This is a genomic window from Clostridium sp. K04 (assembly GCF_019734375.1).
Lineage (GTDB): Bacteria > Bacillota > Clostridia > Clostridiales > Clostridiaceae > Clostridium > Clostridium saudiense.
This window is the reverse complement of record NZ_JAASHD010000004.1, coordinates 111,922-130,080: the sequence shown is the minus strand read 5'-3', so window position 1 is coordinate 130,080 and position 18,159 is coordinate 111,922. Positions and strand designations below refer to the sequence as shown.

Annotated in this window: 20 protein-coding genes; 2 read left to right on the top strand and 18 right to left on the bottom strand. The window is 29.2% G+C overall.

Annotation, left to right across the window (positions count from 1 at the left end; genetic code table 11):
- Positions 1-98: 98 nt before the first annotated feature.
- From HCG70_RS03330 to glyA, 14 genes are all read right to left on the bottom strand, one after another.
- The gene (locus HCG70_RS03330; RefSeq protein ID WP_221697481.1) at positions 99-737 is read right to left on the bottom strand and encodes a hypothetical protein; all 639 of its coding nucleotides are present in this window, start codon (positions 735-737) and stop codon (positions 99-101) included.
- Positions 738-904: 167 nt separating this feature from the next.
- Positions 905-1,633, bottom strand: coding sequence for an N-acetylmuramoyl-L-alanine amidase (locus tag HCG70_RS03325; RefSeq protein WP_154820692.1), 729 nt, complete (start codon positions 1,631-1,633; stop codon positions 905-907).
- Positions 1,634-1,710: 77 nt separating this feature from the next.
- Positions 1,711-2,223 carry an AmiS/UreI family transporter gene (locus HCG70_RS03320; RefSeq protein ID WP_042394083.1) on the bottom strand — a complete coding sequence of 171 codons (513 nt, stop codon included), beginning with the start codon at positions 2,221-2,223 and terminating at the stop codon, positions 1,711-1,713.
- A gap of 33 nt (positions 2,224-2,256) precedes the next feature.
- Positions 2,257-3,459 (bottom strand): ammonium transporter, encoded by a 1,203-nt coding sequence (locus HCG70_RS03315; protein ID WP_042394080.1) that lies wholly within the window; start codon positions 3,457-3,459, stop codon positions 2,257-2,259.
- Between the two features lie 51 nt (positions 3,460-3,510).
- On the bottom strand, positions 3,511-4,359 hold the full coding sequence (locus HCG70_RS03310; RefSeq protein WP_042394077.1) for an urease accessory protein UreD: 849 nt from the start codon (positions 4,357-4,359) through the stop codon (positions 3,511-3,513).
- Position 4,360: 1 nt separating this feature from the next.
- Positions 4,361-4,972 (bottom strand): urease accessory protein UreG, encoded by a 612-nt coding sequence (ureG, locus tag HCG70_RS03305; RefSeq protein ID WP_221697480.1) that lies wholly within the window; start codon positions 4,970-4,972, stop codon positions 4,361-4,363.
- A gap of 102 nt (positions 4,973-5,074) precedes the next feature.
- Positions 5,075-5,776, bottom strand: coding sequence for an urease accessory protein UreF (locus HCG70_RS03300; RefSeq protein ID WP_042394070.1), 702 nt, complete (start codon positions 5,774-5,776; stop codon positions 5,075-5,077).
- Positions 5,766-6,230, bottom strand: coding sequence for an urease accessory protein UreE (locus HCG70_RS03295; RefSeq protein WP_154820693.1), 465 nt, complete (start codon positions 6,228-6,230; stop codon positions 5,766-5,768). Before HCG70_RS03295 ends, HCG70_RS03300 begins: the two co-directional genes overlap by 11 nt.
- Before the next feature lie 18 nt (positions 6,231-6,248).
- Positions 6,249-7,964 carry an urease subunit alpha gene (ureC, locus tag HCG70_RS03290; RefSeq protein WP_042394063.1) on the bottom strand — a complete coding sequence of 572 codons (1,716 nt, stop codon included), beginning with the start codon at positions 7,962-7,964 and terminating at the stop codon, positions 6,249-6,251.
- Entirely contained in the window at positions 7,964-8,299 is a 336-nt protein-coding gene (locus HCG70_RS03285) for an urease subunit beta (protein WP_042394061.1), read from the bottom strand. The genes ureC and HCG70_RS03285 overlap by 1 nt, the downstream gene beginning before the upstream one ends.
- Positions 8,300-8,312: 13 nt before the next feature.
- Positions 8,313-8,615 (bottom strand): urease subunit gamma, encoded by a 303-nt coding sequence (locus tag HCG70_RS03280; RefSeq protein ID WP_042394059.1) that lies wholly within the window; start codon positions 8,613-8,615, stop codon positions 8,313-8,315.
- Between the two features lie 85 nt (positions 8,616-8,700).
- A complete protein-coding gene (locus HCG70_RS03275; RefSeq protein WP_221697479.1) occupies positions 8,701-9,405 on the bottom strand; it encodes a carbonic anhydrase in 705 nt (234 codons plus the stop codon).
- A gap of 310 nt (positions 9,406-9,715) precedes the next feature.
- Complete coding sequence (locus HCG70_RS03270; RefSeq protein ID WP_042394055.1) at positions 9,716-10,468, bottom strand: exodeoxyribonuclease III; 753 nt, start codon at positions 10,466-10,468, stop codon at positions 9,716-9,718.
- 245 nt (positions 10,469-10,713) lie between these two features.
- Entirely contained in the window at positions 10,714-11,952 is a 1,239-nt protein-coding gene (gene glyA / locus HCG70_RS03265) for a serine hydroxymethyltransferase (RefSeq protein ID WP_195951330.1), read from the bottom strand.
- 140 nt (positions 11,953-12,092) lie between these two features.
- On the opposite strand from glyA, the gene HCG70_RS03260 reads away from it, so the two are divergent.
- The gene (locus HCG70_RS03260) at positions 12,093-12,851 is read left to right on the top strand and encodes a threonine/serine exporter family protein (protein ID WP_042394051.1); all 759 of its coding nucleotides are present in this window, start codon (positions 12,093-12,095) and stop codon (positions 12,849-12,851) included.
- Between the two features lie 4 nt (positions 12,852-12,855).
- A complete protein-coding gene (locus tag HCG70_RS03255; protein WP_042394159.1) occupies positions 12,856-13,311 on the top strand; it encodes a threonine/serine exporter family protein in 456 nt (151 codons plus the stop codon).
- Positions 13,312-13,353: 42 nt separating this feature from the next.
- Here HCG70_RS03255 and HCG70_RS03250 read toward each other — a convergent pair whose 3' ends face one another.
- The 4 genes from HCG70_RS03250 to HCG70_RS03235 all read right to left on the bottom strand — a co-directional run bounded on the left by HCG70_RS03250 (position 13,354) and on the right by HCG70_RS03235 (position 18,158).
- Positions 13,354-13,497, bottom strand: coding sequence for a hypothetical protein (locus HCG70_RS03250; protein WP_156327466.1), 144 nt, complete (start codon positions 13,495-13,497; stop codon positions 13,354-13,356).
- Positions 13,498-13,666: 169 nt separating this feature from the next.
- On the bottom strand, positions 13,667-15,454 hold the full coding sequence (aspS, locus tag HCG70_RS03245) for an aspartate--tRNA ligase (protein WP_221697478.1): 1,788 nt from the start codon (positions 15,452-15,454) through the stop codon (positions 13,667-13,669).
- An 18-nt stretch (positions 15,455-15,472) separates the two neighbouring features.
- Entirely contained in the window at positions 15,473-16,720 is a 1,248-nt protein-coding gene (hisS, locus tag HCG70_RS03240) for a histidine--tRNA ligase (protein WP_042394045.1), read from the bottom strand.
- A 4-nt stretch (positions 16,721-16,724) separates the two neighbouring features.
- The gene (locus tag HCG70_RS03235) at positions 16,725-18,158 is read right to left on the bottom strand and encodes a coproporphyrinogen III oxidase (protein ID WP_042394044.1); all 1,434 of its coding nucleotides are present in this window, start codon (positions 18,156-18,158) and stop codon (positions 16,725-16,727) included.
- Position 18,159 lies beyond the last annotated feature (1 nt).

The window sequence follows — 18,159 nt, the reverse complement described above, 5'->3', positions numbered from 1 at the left end:
CAATTATTTTTTTGAAAATATAGAAAAAGAGCTATCGCTAGCGGATTTTTTTACCCGCTATTGCGACAGCTCCTTTAAACATATAACACTAGCTTATCTTAAAACAATAATGTATTACTTAAATATGTTCCTAGCCTTTTTAACATAAATGGATTTTTATCAATACCATCAAATAATGCAATTATTTGATTTTTATTTAAATCCATATGACTTTCAAGTTCCTCTAACATATTATCCTCTTCATACTCTTTAACTAGATCCCTACCTATTTCCTTTACATTTTCAAAAAACTCTACTTTAGAAAATATTCCAATATCTCCATGCCTTCTTTTATTAGTTGTATTTAAAAATTTTTTTAATTTTTCAATAGTAAAATTTTTTTTCAAATCCTCTATAAAATCATAATCTTTTTTAATATCTGCTATTAATTCAAATTTATCAATATTTTCAGAATCCTGCATCAATTCAATAGTATCATAATAATCTAATGCATCTAAAAATATAGTATCTTCCGCTTTACCAAATACTTTGGTAATATATGTTGATGGTATTAATACATATTTAATGAAAGAAATTAATTCTTGTATGCATTTAAATGAATACCAGTTACAAAAGTAATCTCTACTATAGGAATTTACTAATGAAACTTTTAAAACATAAGCATCTGGTTTAAACTCCATATTTTCTTGATTTATCAAATAATTTTGCCAATAATAAATTAAATCATATTTTTTCAAGATTACCCCTCCCTAATACCATAGCTTATTAAATTAGCTTGTACATTAATGTTTTTGAATCAAAAACTTTTAATATATTAATCATTATGATTTATGTCTTTATTTTATCCATAATTTATATTTTTATTACAATTTATCAGTTAGCCTATAGCCCATCCCCCTAAAGCTTAATTATTCTTATATTCATCTATTGCATTTGAAACACACTCCATTAATTTCATTTGATATAATTTATCCGCTAACATTTTATCCTCATTATAATTACTCATAAATCCCATTTCTAATATAACTACAGGAACTGTAGACCAATTAAATCCAGTAATATCGCTTCTTTCAAAAATTCCATTTACTTTTATATTACTTTCTTGCAATTTATTCTTTAAAATTTGTGCATACCTATTACTATCTTCAAAAATTCCATTTGTATATTTTCCATCTTTAGCTGGAACTAAAATTACCGTACCTGTTTTTCCTCCATCATTTATGCTATCACAATGTATTCTTATTGTAATATCAGCTTTTGCATTATTTGCAATTTGTGCCCTTTCTGCATTGCTAATATTAACATCAGCTTTTTCCCTTGTCATAACAACTGTATAACCTTTTTGTAACAATAATTCCTTTAATATTAATGAAGCTTCTAAATTAATAACATGTTCAGGATTTTTTGTTGCTACTCCAGCAGTTCCTGAAGAAACTCTTGGCTTAGTATTACTTGAATTTGGAGCAACTGGTTCTCCTCTTGAATCACCCTTTCCTTGATGACCTGGATCTATACAAACTATGAAGTCATCTTCATTCTTTTTTATATTTGTATAAGCTTGCACTGAATTTATTAAAACTAAATTTATAAATAAAAACATTACAATAAACACTGATACTACTCTTTTAATCATTTTTTTCTCCTTTGTTTCATTAAAAATCAAAAGGCTAATACATAATTGTAGTTAGCCCTCTATTTTTATTAGACTTTTTATCTAGGATACATATTTATTAATAATAAAAATCCTGGAATCCATGCAGTTACAATACCATCAAATATTGATAAATATCCTACAAATTTTCCTAAGTCTTTCTTCAAAACTAACTCTATAAATCCAGTTAGCCATAATAAGCCCCATAATAACCAAATAAATACCCAATAAATATTACCCACAGTAAAATCTATAAATTTTAAAGTATTAGCATCAATAAATGCAAGTGGTATTGTATTTATTGCTACAAATAAACAATACCACCCATATAATCTTCCATCTAAATTAAATATGCTTCTTGCTGCAATATATAAATATGTAAATCCAAATAATAATCCTGTTCCAGCTGCAAAATAATTACCTTGTATAACTGCTACAATATTTAAAATAAATGATAGCATACCAGTAAATACATTGAATACAGCACTTGATTTAGCATCTACATTACAAAGCCTTCCTACTCCATTTAAAATAAGGACTACTCCTACGTAAATTAACACTACTCCTAACATAGTATTCCTCCTTTATTTTTTATTTATCTTCCTTTATTCATTCTTAGCTTCATAATTCTCTTTAAAGAACTCTTGATCTAATCCTTTTAATTGAACTTCTTCACTTACCTTTATTGTTTTAATCATATCTAAAACTTTAAATATTATAAATGTAACTAAAACAGAATATACTACAATTATTCCTGCTCCAAGAAGTTGAATTAAAAATTGATGTAATCCTGCACTTATTCCATTTACTCTAGGATCTGCAAATACTCCAATTAATAGTGTGCCTAATAATCCTCCTACGCCATGAACGCCCCAAACATCAAGTGCATCATCCCACATTTTTCTTTCGAACTCAACTGAAAAGAAACATACAATTGCACCTAAAGCTCCAATAATTATAGCACTTAAAGGAGTTACATACCCAGAAGCTGGTGTTATAGTGGCAAGCCCTGCAACAGCTCCAATTATTGATTCTAAGAAAGATGCTCTTTTAGAAATTAATGCATGTAAAATAAGCCATACTATCATTCCTGTTGCTGAAGCAACTCCTGTATTTGTAAATACAATAGCTGCTATATCTGCAGCTGCTACGGTACCACCTGCATTAAATCCATACCATCCAAATAGCAATAATGCTGCACCTATTGCTACCAATCCTAAATTAAATGGTCCCTTTTCATTTTTAACTTTTCTTTCACCTAATACATAAATCCCACCTAAACAACCAAAACCAGATGTTATATGTATAACTGCTCCTCCAGCAAAATCTACAAATCCTAATTTGCTTAAGAAACCACCTCCCCAAACCCAATGAGCTACAGGGAAATATATTAAAATCATCCAAATAATTAATATTTTAATCCATCCACTAACTGTTAATCTATTGGCAAATGCACCTATCATTAATGGTGCAGTAATAATTGCAAACATCATTTGATACATAAAGAAAAGTATAAATGGTATCGTTTCACTATACCTTAAGTCTATTTTAAACGTTATATTATTAAAGGCGAAAAATTGCAAAGGATTTCCTATAACTCCTCCAATATCATCCCCGAAGACAAGACTAAATCCTCCAAATATCCATAACAAAGCAACAATGCCAATTGCAATAAAAACTTGAAACATAATAGTTAAAGCATTTTTTCTCTCTACTAACCCACCATAAAAAAATGCTAATCCCGGCGTCATAATTAAAACAAGTGTTGTAGCCAATATCATAAAAGCAACATCACCATGAATGATCATAGAATCACTTCCTTAAATTTTCATTTGTTTAAACTTTAAATATAATTCCTATTAGTTTTTTCTAACAACTAAATCCTTAGAATCTAAAAATCTATTTCTTACATAATTATGACAACATCCTATTGTCTGTTCTATATGTTGAGTTAAATTTCCTAATACTCTAAGAACAAATCCATTAATCTCTAGTTTTGATATACCAAAATCTATAGGTAAATTTAATTTTGTAAGTTTCTCTCTTAAATCACTTATAACAGAATCATTAATTTCCTTATTAATAACAAGTAATGTTCCAAAATTTGAATACTCTTCAAAAAATCCTAATCTTGTTACATCATTTTCACGTGGATTAACAACTAAATTATCTAATAAAACAAGTTTGTTATTTACATAGATATTACTTTTTAATTGAACACCACTATAACTAAACTTATCTCCATCGGGAGACCATCCTGCAGTAATACCATCACTATAAATTAAAGTTGAACTTTCATCTAAATAAATATTATTTACCTGTTTATATATAGCATCTTTATATAAAATAACGCTATCTGTTATATATTCTAAAATGCTATTTACCCCTAAACTTATTTCTGTTTCTTGTTCAGTTTTAATTTTATTTATACATTTATAAACTTTTGTGGAAGCTTGAGTTGTTATTATTGCTCTAGCCTCATCTTTTAGTTTAAAAACATTCTTATATTTTTCTCCCTCAATATAGCCACCGCCAAGCTGTAAAAGATAAAATGTCGGTATATTTTCTCTATTCATTTTAATACTTCGAGATACTTTTACTAATCCTTCATAGTATTTTTTAGTTGCAACTGTTACACCATCTTTTTTTTCTAAAACCAACTCTATAAAACCTGAATATTCACTTTTATTCTTTGCTTCTTTAAACATATTATGCAATTCCTTCTAATAGGCAGTTTTTCTTTATCCAACTAATGACACTTTGTATTCCTTCATCAGTCTTAAGATTTGTAAAAATGAAACTATTTTCATCTCTAAAATCTAATGTATCTTTTCTCATTATATCTAAATTAGCTCCAACGTATGGTGCTAAATCAATCTTATTTATTATAAATAAGTCGCTCTTAATCATACCTTGCCCTGCTTTTCTTGGTATCTTTTCCCCTTGAGCAACATCAATTATATAAATTGAAAAATCAACTAAATCAGGACTAAATGTAGCAGCTAAATTATCTCCACCACTTTCTAGAAAAATAATATCCAAATCATTAAATCTATTTTTTAACTCTTCAAGTGCTTCAAAGTTCATAGAAGCATCCTCTCTTATTGCAGTATGAGGACAACCTCCTGTTTCAACTCCAATAACCCTATCTTCAGTCAAAACAGAATTCTTAACCATAAATTTAGCATCTTCTTTTGTATATATATCATTTGTTATAACTGCACAGCTATATTCATTATTCATAGCTCTTGTTAATCTTTCTATTAATAATGTCTTACCACTACCAACAGGCCCTCCTACTCCTATAACTACAGGTTTCATATAATCAACACCCTTTCTTAAAAAAAATTAGTAATATTTAGAATTGTGAGTATTTTTACTCACAATTCTAATAATTAAGAGTTATACTTTATATCGTAATCTTTAAGACATAAACAATCTAAATTCCATAATTTCATGCTTAATTTGGGATAATTCTAATCCTGGACTGTTAGCACCTAAATAATCATAATCTAAATTAGTAATAATATTATATAAATCTTCAAATTTTTCACTAAACTCTTTTAATAATATTTGACCATCCTTTTGTCCTAGAGGAATAGTTCTAACTGCATTACTAACCAGAGTAGATACTGTACTATACATATGATAAATTATAGCCTCTTTCACATTAAATCCTAGAGAATACATTAACATTCCAAATACTATTGCCGGATGCCCATAAACTTCTTTCTTTTTAATCTTTTCACTATACTCATTTAACAAATTAAAATCATATAAATCCATAAAAAGCTTTAACATTCTACTTGCGACTAATTTACTACCATTTCTACTTTCAATTGCAACACTCTGTACTGTAATACTATTATCTAAGTTCCAAATACTTTCTAAATCATCATTTTCTAAATTTTCGTATAAGATTCTTATAGCTAAACCATCACAATATATGAATTGCTCATTTAAAAATACCTTTAACCATTCTCTAAAAGTTTTAGTATCATAAACTTTTTTTAATCTTAAATAAGTTTCCATACCATAAGAATGATTAAATGATCCAATAGGAAAATTTGAATCGCATATTTGAATGACTTTTAATACATCCGAAATACTATTATTAATTGGCATGTGTATGAGTGTGCCCAAATTCTACGTGCCTAAATGCTTTCTTTAATTTTAAATTTTCTCTAGTATAATTAATGTTATCTCTTTTTAATTCACCTTCTACAAGTGAATCATATTGAATAATCATTTTTCCATCTTCAAATTGAGCTTGTAAATGCCTATTTCCAAGAGTATGTGCTATAACTCCCATTTGAGTTATATTATCAGGCTTAATTACTAATACATCATCACCTTTAATTTTTATAGCTATAATATTTTTCCCATCACGATAAAGTATATCTCCATCTTTTAACTCTGTATTTTCTTCTAATGCTATTCCATATTCATGATTATGATCAGAATTTACTCTTAAAATTCTTTTTACTGCTTCATCACTACTTATATAAATTTTTTCTAAATGTATATTTTCTAAATTATCTAATTCATTAATATTTCCTAATATTTTGTTAAAAATCATATAACCTACTCCTTTATATTAGAATAAGAAATATCTTTGAGCTAATGGTAATTCACTTGCAGGTTCACAAGTTATTAATTCACCATCAACAGTAACATCATAAGTTTGTGGATCTACCCTGATTTCTGGAGTAGCATCGTTAAGTTTCATATCTTTCTTAGTTAAATTTCTTATTCCTTCTACCGGCAATACCATCTTTTGTAATCCTAATTCTTCTTTAATTCCATGTTCATAAGCATATTTAGAAACAAAGGTAATACAAGTTGCACCTTTAGCTTTTCCAAATGCACCATAACAATCCCTATAAATAACTGGTTGGCATGTTGGAATAGATGCATTAGCATCCCCAATAATACCTCTCATAGCCATTCCACCTTTTATTATTAAATGTGGTTTTACTCCAAAGTAAGGTGGTTCCCAAAGCACTAAATCAGCTATCTTGCCAACTTCTACAGAACCAATATATTTAGACATTCCTTGTGCAATTGCTGGATTAATTGTGTATTTAGCAATATATCTTTTAACTCTATTATTATCGTTATATTCACTATCATTTTCTAAAGGTCCTCTTTGCACCTTCATCTTTGAAGCTGTTTGCCAAGTTCTTGTTACAACTTCTCCTATTCTTCCCATTGCTAATGTATCAGAACTCATGATACTAAAAATCCCCATATCTTGAAATACATCTTCAGCAGCTATTGTTTGATGTCTAATTCTTGAATCCGCAAAAGCTATATCTTCAGGAACTTTTGCATCTAAATGGTGGCAAACCATAAGCATATCTAAATGTTCTGCTATTGTATTAACAGTATATGGTTTTGTTGGGTTTGTAGATGCTGGTAATATATTTATTTGAGATGCGACCTTCATTAAATCTGGTGCGTGACCGCCTCCTGCTCCTTCTGTATGATATGTATGAATTACTCTTCCAGCAATAGCTTGAATTGTATGTTCTACAAATCCACCTTCATTTAAAGTATCACTATGTAATGCAACTTGTATATCATACTTTTCAGCAGTTTCTAAAGCATAATTAATTGCTGATCTTGTAGCTCCCCAATCTTCATGAACTTTAAGTCCAATTGCCCCTGCTTCTATTTGTTCAGCATTAACATCAATATTAGCTCCACTACCTTTTCCAAGCAAACCAACATTTACAGGCCAGCCCTCTGCTGATTGTAGCATTTTCTTTATATTCCAAGGTCCTGGAGTTGATGTAACTGCATTTGTACCATCTATAGGTCCAGTACCACCACCAACCAACGTAGTTATTCCATTTTCTAATGCTACTTCAGCACATCCTGGATGAATATAGTGTACATGAGTATCTATTCCTCCAGCAGTTAATATTCTTCCCTCTCCTGCTAATGCTTCAGTCCCAACCCCTACTATAAAGTCAACGTTATCCATTGTATCAGGATTTCCACCTTTACCAATAGCAAGAATTTTACCATCTTTAATTCCTACATCAGCCTTATAAATTCCTGTGTAGTCAACAATTGTTGCTCCTGTTATTATTAAATCTGCTAATTGTGGATTTTTACTAGTTTGTGTGGCATTTTGCCCCATACCATCTCTAAGTGTCTTCCCACCACCAAATTTGCATTCATTACCATATCCAGTATAATCTTTTTCAATTTTTATAAAAAGATCTGTATCTCCAAGTCTTATACTATCTCCTTCTGTAGGACCAAACAATTCTGCATATCTATGTCTATCTATATCAAAACTCATTACTTTTCACCGCTCCCTTTTGACATTCCATCTAAAAATCCATCACACATATTTCTAATACCATAAACTCTTCTATATCCACCTATATCAATCAAATTTATTTCCTTTTTATCTCCAGGTTCAAATCTCACTGCTGTTCCTGATGGAATATCTAACCTTTTTCCCCAAGCAGCTTTTCTATCAAAATCTAAAGCATCATTTACTTCATAAAAATGATAATGTGAACCTATTTGTACTGGTCTATCTCCAGTATTTACAACTTGTATTTTAATAGCTTCCTTACCTTCATTGTATTTAATATTACCTTCTTGTACTTTTATTTCACCTGGTACCATTTTTCATCCTCCTTTATTGGATTGGTTCATGTACTGTTACTAATTTTGTTCCATCTGGAAAAGTACATTCCACTTGAACAGTGTGAATCATTTCTGGAACACCTTCCATAACATCATCTCTAGATAATATTTTTGTTCCATAATCCATTAAATATTCAACTGTCTTTCCTTCTCTAGCCCCTTCTAGCATTTCATCTGTTATAATTGCCATAGCTTCGGGATAATTTAATTTTAACCCTTTGCTTTTTCTTTTAAGAGCAACATCTGCTGCAACAGCAATCATTAATTTTTCTTGTTCTCTAATTGTTAAATGCAAAATAAATTCCTCCTTGTTTTTATATAATAAATTTACTTTATTATAAATTTACTTTATTATATATTTTCCCCATTTCTTCATACTATTATTCATTAAAATTAACAACTCCATCTAAATTATAGTATGCTCCTACAACCTTAATTTTCCCTTGTTGTATAAGTGTTTTTATTGCTTCATCTTCTGAAATTTCTTGTACAACCCTATCTATATTTGTATGAATTGCATCATCAACTGTACCTTCTTTATTGATACTAGGAGTAATTTTTTCAACAAAAGACTCCATATTTCCAGTAACTTTTTCACCTTTAATAACCTCATTATATGTAGCTGTTACTGCTCCACAACTTTCATGCCCCATTACAACAACTAATGGAGTACTTAAATGCTCTACTGCATATTCAATTGAACCTAATGCCTCATCGTCAACTACATTTCCAGCAAGTCTTACATCAAAAATTTCTCCTAATCCAGCATTGAAGATGGTAGTTGGAGTAACTCTAGAATCTGAACACGATACAATAACTGCATAGGGATTTTGACCATCTTTTAATTCATTTCTTCTTTCTGAACTAATATTTCTTAATATAGATGTATCGCTAGAAAATCTAATATTCCCATCCTTCAACATTTGTAATGCCTCATCAGCTGATGAAGTTGTCGTATCGACTACTACAATTTCACTTTTATTTTCACTTGCACTATTATCTACTGTATTATTAGTTGTATTATCTCCACATCCAACTAAAATAAATGAACTAATAATTAAAGCTGCTATCAAATTCTTCTTCATATTCTTAACTCTCCTTAATAAATTTATATAATATAAATAGCAATATATTTAGTTGAATACTATGACTATAATATCAGCCAAATTTCAATAACATATTCATAAATTTTTACTTTTAATAGTAGTAAATTTAAAAATATAAAAGCTTTCCTATAAATATTACTTGCAACATTTATAGGAAAGCCTACTTAATTTTTTATTTATATACCTGGTACCAGAAAGCTTCAAATTAAAGATTTTATTGACAAAATTATTTATGACATAAAAGAAAAATGGTTGTAAGTAAATTAAAAAAATTTAACTTACAACCACTTTATTTTATAATTAACTCTACTGGGCAATGATCTGAGCCTAAAATTTCTGTATGTATCTTAGCACTTTCTAATCTATCCTTTAATGATTCTGATGTTATAAAATAATCAATTCTCCATCCAGCATTATTTTTTCTAGCATTAAATCTATATGACCACCATGAATAAATCCCTTTAGTATCTGGATAAAAATATCTAAACGTATCTATAAAACCAGCATTCAATAACTCCGTAAATTTTTCTCTTTCTTCATCAGTAAAACCAGCATTTTTTCTATTTGTTGTAGGATTTTTTAAATCTATTTCTTTATGAGCAACATTTAAATCACCACAAACTATTACAGGCTTAGTTTTTTCAAGATTCTTTAAATAATTTTTAAAATCTTCTTCCCATTTCATTCTGTAATCAAGTCTAGCTAAACCATTTTGAGAATTAGGAGTATAAACTGTTATCATATAAAAGTCTTCAAATTCTAAGGTTATTACTCTACCTTCTCTATCATGCTCTTCTATCCCTAATCCATAATATACTGAAATAGGTTCTTTTTTTGTAAATATAGCTGTTCCACTATATCCTTTTTTTTCTGCATAATTCCAGTATTGATGATATCCTTCAAGTTCTAAATTTATTTGCCCTTCTTGAAGTTTACTTTCTTGAATACAAAATATATCTGCATCTACTTCATTAAAGAAATCCAAAAACCCTTTTTGAACGCATGCTCTAATTCCATTTACATTCCATGATATTAATTTCATCTCTTCCTCCTATGCTTTTTCCATAAAAAATGTATCAAAATATCAATGATACTATTTAACAATTATATATAATCTACTTCAAATAACAAGTGACAAGTGAAAAGTTAAGAAGTTAATAAATTTTCCAAATTCAACTTAATATAAATTTATACCTCAACTTGAAACTTGTCACTTTAAACTTGTAACTAACTAAACCATTATATAGTTATATATTCATAAAGTATTTCAATACAACTTTTTATTTACTATTTAGTATATAAAGGGTATTTAGCACAAAGTGTTTTTACCCTTATTTTTAATTCTGATAAATCAGAATCTTTATTTTCAATTGCTTCGTTTATAATACTTGCAATTTCTTTCATTGCTTCTACATCAAATCCTCTAGTTGTAACAGCAGCTGTACCAATTCTTATACCTGATGTTACAAATGGGCTTCTTGTTTCATTTGGAACAGTATTTTTATTAACTGTTATTCCTATATTATCTAAAAGTATTTCCGCATCTTTACCAGTTATATTTTTATTAGTTAAATCTACTAGAATTAAATGATTATCTGTGCCATTAGATACTAATTTAAATCCATACTTAACTAGCTCTTCACCTAATACTTTGCAATTTAACACTACATTTTTCATATATGTTTTAAAACTTGGATCTAATGCTTCCTTAAAACAAACTGCTTTTGCAGCTATAACATGCATTAATGGACCACCTTGCATACCTGGGAATATATTTTTATCTAAATCCTTAGCATATTTTTCTTTACAAAGAATTAATCCTCCTCTAGGTCCTCTTAAAGTTTTATGAGTAGTAGAAGTAACAAAGTCAGCATATGGCACTGGTGAAGGATGTTCTCCAGCTGCAACTAATCCAGCAATATGAGCCATGTCAACCATAAAATATGCATTAACTTCATCACATATTTCTCTTAATTTTTTAAAATCAATAACTCTTGAATAAGCACTAGCCCCTGCAACAATCAGCTTTGGTTTATGCTTTAATGCTAAGTCTCTAACATTTTTATAATCAATTCTTTCAGTTTCACTATCCACTCCATAAGATACAAAGTTAAATAATTTTCCTGAGAAGTTTACTGGTGAACCATGAGTTAAATGCCCACCATGGCTTAAATCCATTCCAAGAACAGTATCCCCCGGCTTTAAAATTGTAAAATATACAGCCATATTTGCTTGTGAACCTGAATGTGGCTGAACATTTACATGTTCTGCTCCAAATAGTTCTTTAGCCCTATTTCTTGCAATTTCTTCAACCTGATCAACTACTCCACAGCCCCCATAGTAACGTTTTCCAGGATATCCTTCAGCATACTTATTAGTTAAATGAGATCCCATTGCCTCCATAACTGCTTTTGATGCAAAGTTTTCTGAAGCAATAAGCTCTATCCCTTCTTCTTGTCTCTTTAATTCTTTTTCCATTAACTCACAAATTTCTTTGTCTTCATTCTTTAAATTTACAAAATTCATTTAATCACCCCAATTATCTTTTTATAAAATTATAAATATAAATGATAAATTATTCAACTACTTTTTCATATTATTATACATTTATAATTTTTATTGTGGTATAATACATAAAAAATTATTAAAAATTGAGGTTTTGTATTATGAATGAAATACTTCAAGTAGCAATGCTTGCTGGACAAATGATATTAGAAAATGGTGGTGAAACCTATAGAGTTGAAGAAACCATTTGGAGAATTTGTAAAATTTACGGTGCAGAACAAGCCGAAAGTTTTGCAACTCCAACTGGAATTATGGCATCTATTTGTCATGGTGGCAAAATTTATTCATTAACTAGGAGGGTTTCCAAAAGAACTGTAGACTTAAACAAAATTGATAAAGTAAATGATTTATCTAGAAGCATAGCATCTAAAAATTTATCTGTTGACGATTTTAAAAATGAATTAAACAAAATTAATAAGGTTGAAGCTTATCCTCAAATGCTGATTATTATTTTTTCAGCATTTGGAGCTGGCTCATTTTCAGTATTATTTGGAGGTACTTTTAAAGATGTTTTTGCCGCCTTTTTAATTGGATTAGTAATAAAAACATTAACAATTAAATGGTCTGAAATAGGAATTAATGCTTTTTTCATTAATAGTATCTGTAGCGGAATAACTGCACTTCTTGCAATAATACTCTTTAAACTAGGAATAGCAAGTCAATTGAATCAAACTATAATTGGTGCTATAATGCTTCTAGTTCCAGGTTTAGCCATAACTAATGCTATTAGAGATACTATGTCAGGAGATTTACTATCTGGTGTTATAAGAGCTTCTGAAGCCTTTTTAGTTGCAATTGCTATTGCAGTTGGTACTGGTGCTGTTTTAAGTTTCTGGATGACTAATATTGGAGGTCTTTAATATGATTATTATAGCTACACTTGTTTCTTTCTTTGCAACATTTGGTTTTTGCATTGCTTTTAATATTAGAGGTAAAAAGATATTCTTTGCTGCACTTGGAGGTGCAATTAGTTGGTTTTTTTATTCATTACCTCTTCAACTTGGTGCTACAGAAATTACTTCACTTTTTATTTCTTCCGTAATTTTTAGTACATATAGTGAAGTACTTGCTAGAATTTTTAAAACACCTGTTACAACTTTCGTTGTATGTGCTTTAATTCCACTAGTTCCTGGTAGTGGTATGTATTATACCATGCGTGAAGCAATATCAGGTAATATTACTAAGTCATTAGAATTAGGTTTAAATACTTTTGCAAGTGCTGGAACATTAGCATTAGGAGTTTTATTTGTTTCTACATTAACACGATTAATATTTAGCGCTAAAAGAAAAAAGGAAAGAAAAAAATTTGCTCAAAAATAAAAATAATCTCAACAGATACTTGTTGAGATTATTTTTATTATATTATTTTTTTCCCTTTAATTTTTTATATACTTTAGCATTTGCAACTAAGTCCTTGAAATCTTCGGCCATTTCCATAAGAAGATTGCCTTTCATTTTAGCTTTACGAAGTTTTCTATTTGCTTTTTTCATCATCTTGCTTTTCATTAATGATTCCTCCTTAGTAACTATAAGTATATGTACTTACATATATTATTTTATTCAAAAAACTTTTTTTTATCCTTTGTTGAATTTTTCCTATATTAAAATAATTTATATACGTTTCTTTTATTTATATAAAACAAAGCTCCAACATATGTTGGAGCTTTGCTTTATATTATTCTTTATCTTCTGTTTTAATAATTAATCCTAATTCGTCAATTTGCTTTTGATCTACAACATTTGGTGCTTCACTTAAGTAGCAATATGCATTTTGATTTTTAGGGAATGCAATAACATCCTTAATGTTTTCAGTTCCAGCTAAGAACATTACCATTCTATCAAGACCAAATGCTAAACCTCCATGTGGTGGTGGTCCAAACTTAAATGCATCTATTAAGAATCCAAATCTTTCATATGCAGATTCTTCAGTAAATCCTAATGCTTTAAACATTCTTGTTTGAAGAGCAGAATCATGTATTCTTATTGATCCTCCACCTAATTCCTCACCATTTAATACTAAGTCATATGCCTTAGATCTTACAGCTCCAGGATTAGTTTCAAGCATATCTAAATCTTCATCCATTGGTGATGTAAATGGATGGTGAGCAGCATGATATCTATCTTCTTCTTCATTATATTCAAATAATGGGAATTCTGTAATCCATGTAAAATTAAACTCATTTTTATCTTTAATTAAATCAAATTGCTTAGCAAGTTCTAATCTTAATGCCCCTAAACTTTGGAATACTACAGAGTTTTTATCTGCAACTATAAGTATTGCATCTCCAGTTTCCGCTCCCATAGTATTGATTATCTTTTCAGTAACATCATCAGTTAAGAATTTAGCTATTGAAGATTTAACTCCATCTTCTTTGAGCTGAATCCATGCAAGACCTTTTGCTTTATATCCCTTAACAAAGTCTACTAACTTATCAAGAGGCTTTCTTCCAAGATCTGCACCATCCTTTAAGCATAAAGCTCTAACACTTCCTCCAACTTCTAAAGCAGATTTAAATACTACGAAGTCCATGTCCTTAACACAGTCAGTAATATCAGTAATTTCCATTCCAAATCTTAAATCTGGTTTATCTGAACCATATTTTTCCATAGCTTCTTTAAATGGCATTCTCTTAATTGGAAGCTTTACTTCATGACCTAAAACTTCTTTAAATACATGAGCTATTAAACCTTCATTTAATGCCATAATATCATCTTGCTCAACAAAGCTCATTTCTAAATCGATTTGAGTAAATTCTGGCTGTCTATTTGCTCTTAAATCTTCATCTCTAAAACATTTAGCAACTTGATAGTATTTATCAAATCCAGATACCATTAATAATTGCTTAAATATTTGTGGAGATTGTGGAAGTGCATAAAACATTCCTGGATAATTTCTAGATGGAACTAAGTAATCTCTAGCACCTTCTGGTGTACTCTTATTTAATATTGGAGTTTCTATTTCTAAGAAACCATTATTATCAAGATAATCTCTTACAGCTTTTGTAGTTCTGTTTCTTATCATAAAGATTTTTTGCATATCTGGTCTTCTAAGATCTAAATATCTATATTTTAATCTTATATTTTCAGCTGCATCTAATCCTTCTTTAATGTATATTGGTGGAGTTTCTGATTCTGATAAAACTTTAATACTTTCGCATTTTAATTCTACCATTCCAGTTTCCATAGAAGCATTTGGAGCTTCTCTTAAAACAACTTCCCCAGTTACAGCTACACAATATTCTGGTCTTACAGCTTTAGCTTTTTCAAAGCTTTCTGCATTAATTTCTTCACCAAAAACTATTTGCATAATTCCTGTTCTATCTCTAAGGTCTATAAATTGAAGACCTCCAAGTTTTCTATTTCTTTGAACCCATCCCATAAGAGTTATTTTTTCTCCTACGTTTACTTCTCTAGGTTCACCACACATCATGGTTCTTTTTAATCCATTTAAAGACTCACCCATTGGTAAACTTCCTCCTAACTATTTGATAGCATTAGCTATCTCTTGTATATTATCTAAACTTACTTCAAACTGTTCTCCATCGCTCATTCTCTTAAGCTTTATTGATTTATTTTGAAGTTCGTCATCACCTAAAATTGTAGTAAATGCAGCACCAATTTTATTGGCATATTTCATTTCTGCTTTTACACTTCTTCCCATATGATTTACTTCTGTCTTTATACCAGCTTCTCTTAACTTATTAGCTAAAGTAAAGGCTTCAAATTTAGCATCATCACCCCTAGCACCTATGTATAAATCAAAAAGAGTTTCATTTGGAATTTCTATTCCTTCTTTTTCTAAAATCATGATAAGTCTTTCTATCCCCATTCCAAAACCAACTGCTGGCATTTCTGGACCACCTAATTGTTCTATAAGCTTATCATATCTTCCACCACCACAAACAGTAAATTCATCATTTAAAATTTCAAATATTGTTTTAGTGTAATAATCTAATCCTCTTACTATTCCTGGATCAACTGTAAATGGAATATTTAATGCTGTTAAATACTTTTTAACTGAATCAAAGTGAGTATCACATTCTTCACACATATAATCAAGTATTATTGGAGCATTTTTAGTTATTTCATTACATTTTCTTTCTTTACAGTCTAATATTCTCATTGGATTCTTCTCGAATCTTGATTGACATAACGGACATAAATTATCGTAATTTTCTTTTAAATAATTCTTTAATGCTTCATTATAATTTGGTCTGCACTTTGGACATCCTAAATTGTTTATATTTAAGCTTAAGCTTTGAAGTCCTAAAGTTTTTAAAACTTGCATAGCTAAAGCAATTACTTCTGCATCCATAGATGGCTCTTTTGAACCATATACTTCTGTACCAAATTGATGGAATTGTCTAAATCTACCTTTTTGAACATTTTCATATCTAAAACATGGAGTTATATAATAAAGTTTTGTTGGTTGTGCTTCATTAAATAATCTACTTTCTATAAAAGCTCTTCCTGCTCCTGCTGTTCCTTCTGGCTTTAATGTAATACTTCTATTACCTTTGTCATTAAAAGTATACATTTCCTTTTGAACTATATCAGTAGTATCTCCAACACCTCTTGCAAACAATTCAGTGTGTTCAAACATAGGAGTTCTAATTTCTCTCATCCCATAATATTTTGCTACATCTCTAAATGTTTTCTCAACAAAATGCCATTTATACGCATCTTGTGGCAGCATATCCTTCGTTCCTTTTGGAGCTTGCATTTCCATTTAATTATTCCTCCTCTTTTAGGTAAAGGCTATCTAATAGCTTTATCTTACCTTCTATCATTTCTTCTATTCTACTTACGTATTCTCTAACATCTTTGATATTTGCAAATCTTTCTATTCTATTTTCATCTAAGAAAACAACCTTTGAAACTGCATCTGCACCTAAAGCAATAATAGTTTGCTTATCTTCTATCATTTCAATATTATAAATACATTCTGCACCTTTTCTAGAATAACCTAAGTTCTCCATATTTCCAACCATATTTTTTTGTCTGTACATATAATAAGGTTTTAATCCTAATTCATTAGCTAATTTTCTACTTTCTTCATACATTAAAGCTAATTCATTTTGCTTCTTAACTTGGATTCCTTTTTTAAGAACAAAGTTTTCATAAAGAATTGATGCTCTCTTTAAAGAAAGCCCATGAACAGTTAAACTATCAGGTTTAAGCTTTAATATTTCTTCTTTAGTATGAAGGACTTCCTTTATCCCTTCACCTGGAAGACCTATTATCATATCCATATTTATATCATTAAACCCCATACTTCTAGCTAAATTAAACTTTTCTATAACTTCATTTGAATTATGTCCTCTTCCTATCATTTTTAAAGTATCATCATTCATAGTTTGAGGATTAATACTAATTCTTGTAACATCATAATTTAACATAGTTTGTAGTTTTTCTCTTGTAATACTATCAGGTCTTCCACATTCAACAGTAAATTCTTTAACATTTTTATCTTTAACAAAAGCTTCGTAAGCTTCTTTCATAACAATTTCAAACTCTTCATTGTTTACTGCTGTCGGAGTACCACCTCCAAAGTATACAGATTCTATATTAAGCTTTCTATCATTAACATACTTTTTCATTGCTTTAATTTCTCTAATTAATGCTTCTAAGTATGGACTCACTAGCTTTTTATTCCCTATTATAGGATTTGCTGCAAAAGAACAATAAAAACATCTTGTAGGACAAAATGCCATACCAATATAAATTGCAATACTATTACTGTTTTTATTTACAAACTTCTCTTCCGCTTTAGCTATTTCTATGCATAACTTTGCCTTTTCTTCATTTGCTAAATGCTTAGTTTTAAAAATTTCAATAATTTCTTCTTCTGTTTTTCCTTCTTCTAAATATTTAAGAGCTATTTTAGAAGGTCTTATCCCAACTAAAATCCCCCAAGGATATTCTTCTTTTGTAATGTCTTTTAATGAAGAAAATACCAGTCTTTTAATGTCTTCTTTAATATTTTCAAATATTTTAGTTTCATTATAGTACTCGTTGCACTTAAACTCTACCTTATCTTCTAAAATATTAACAATATAATCTCCATCATCTAAAAATTTAATTTCATCTAATGGAAAATAAATATTAAACATCTGATATACATCATATCTGTATTTCATGTCATTTAATTTAATTTTTACTTCCATA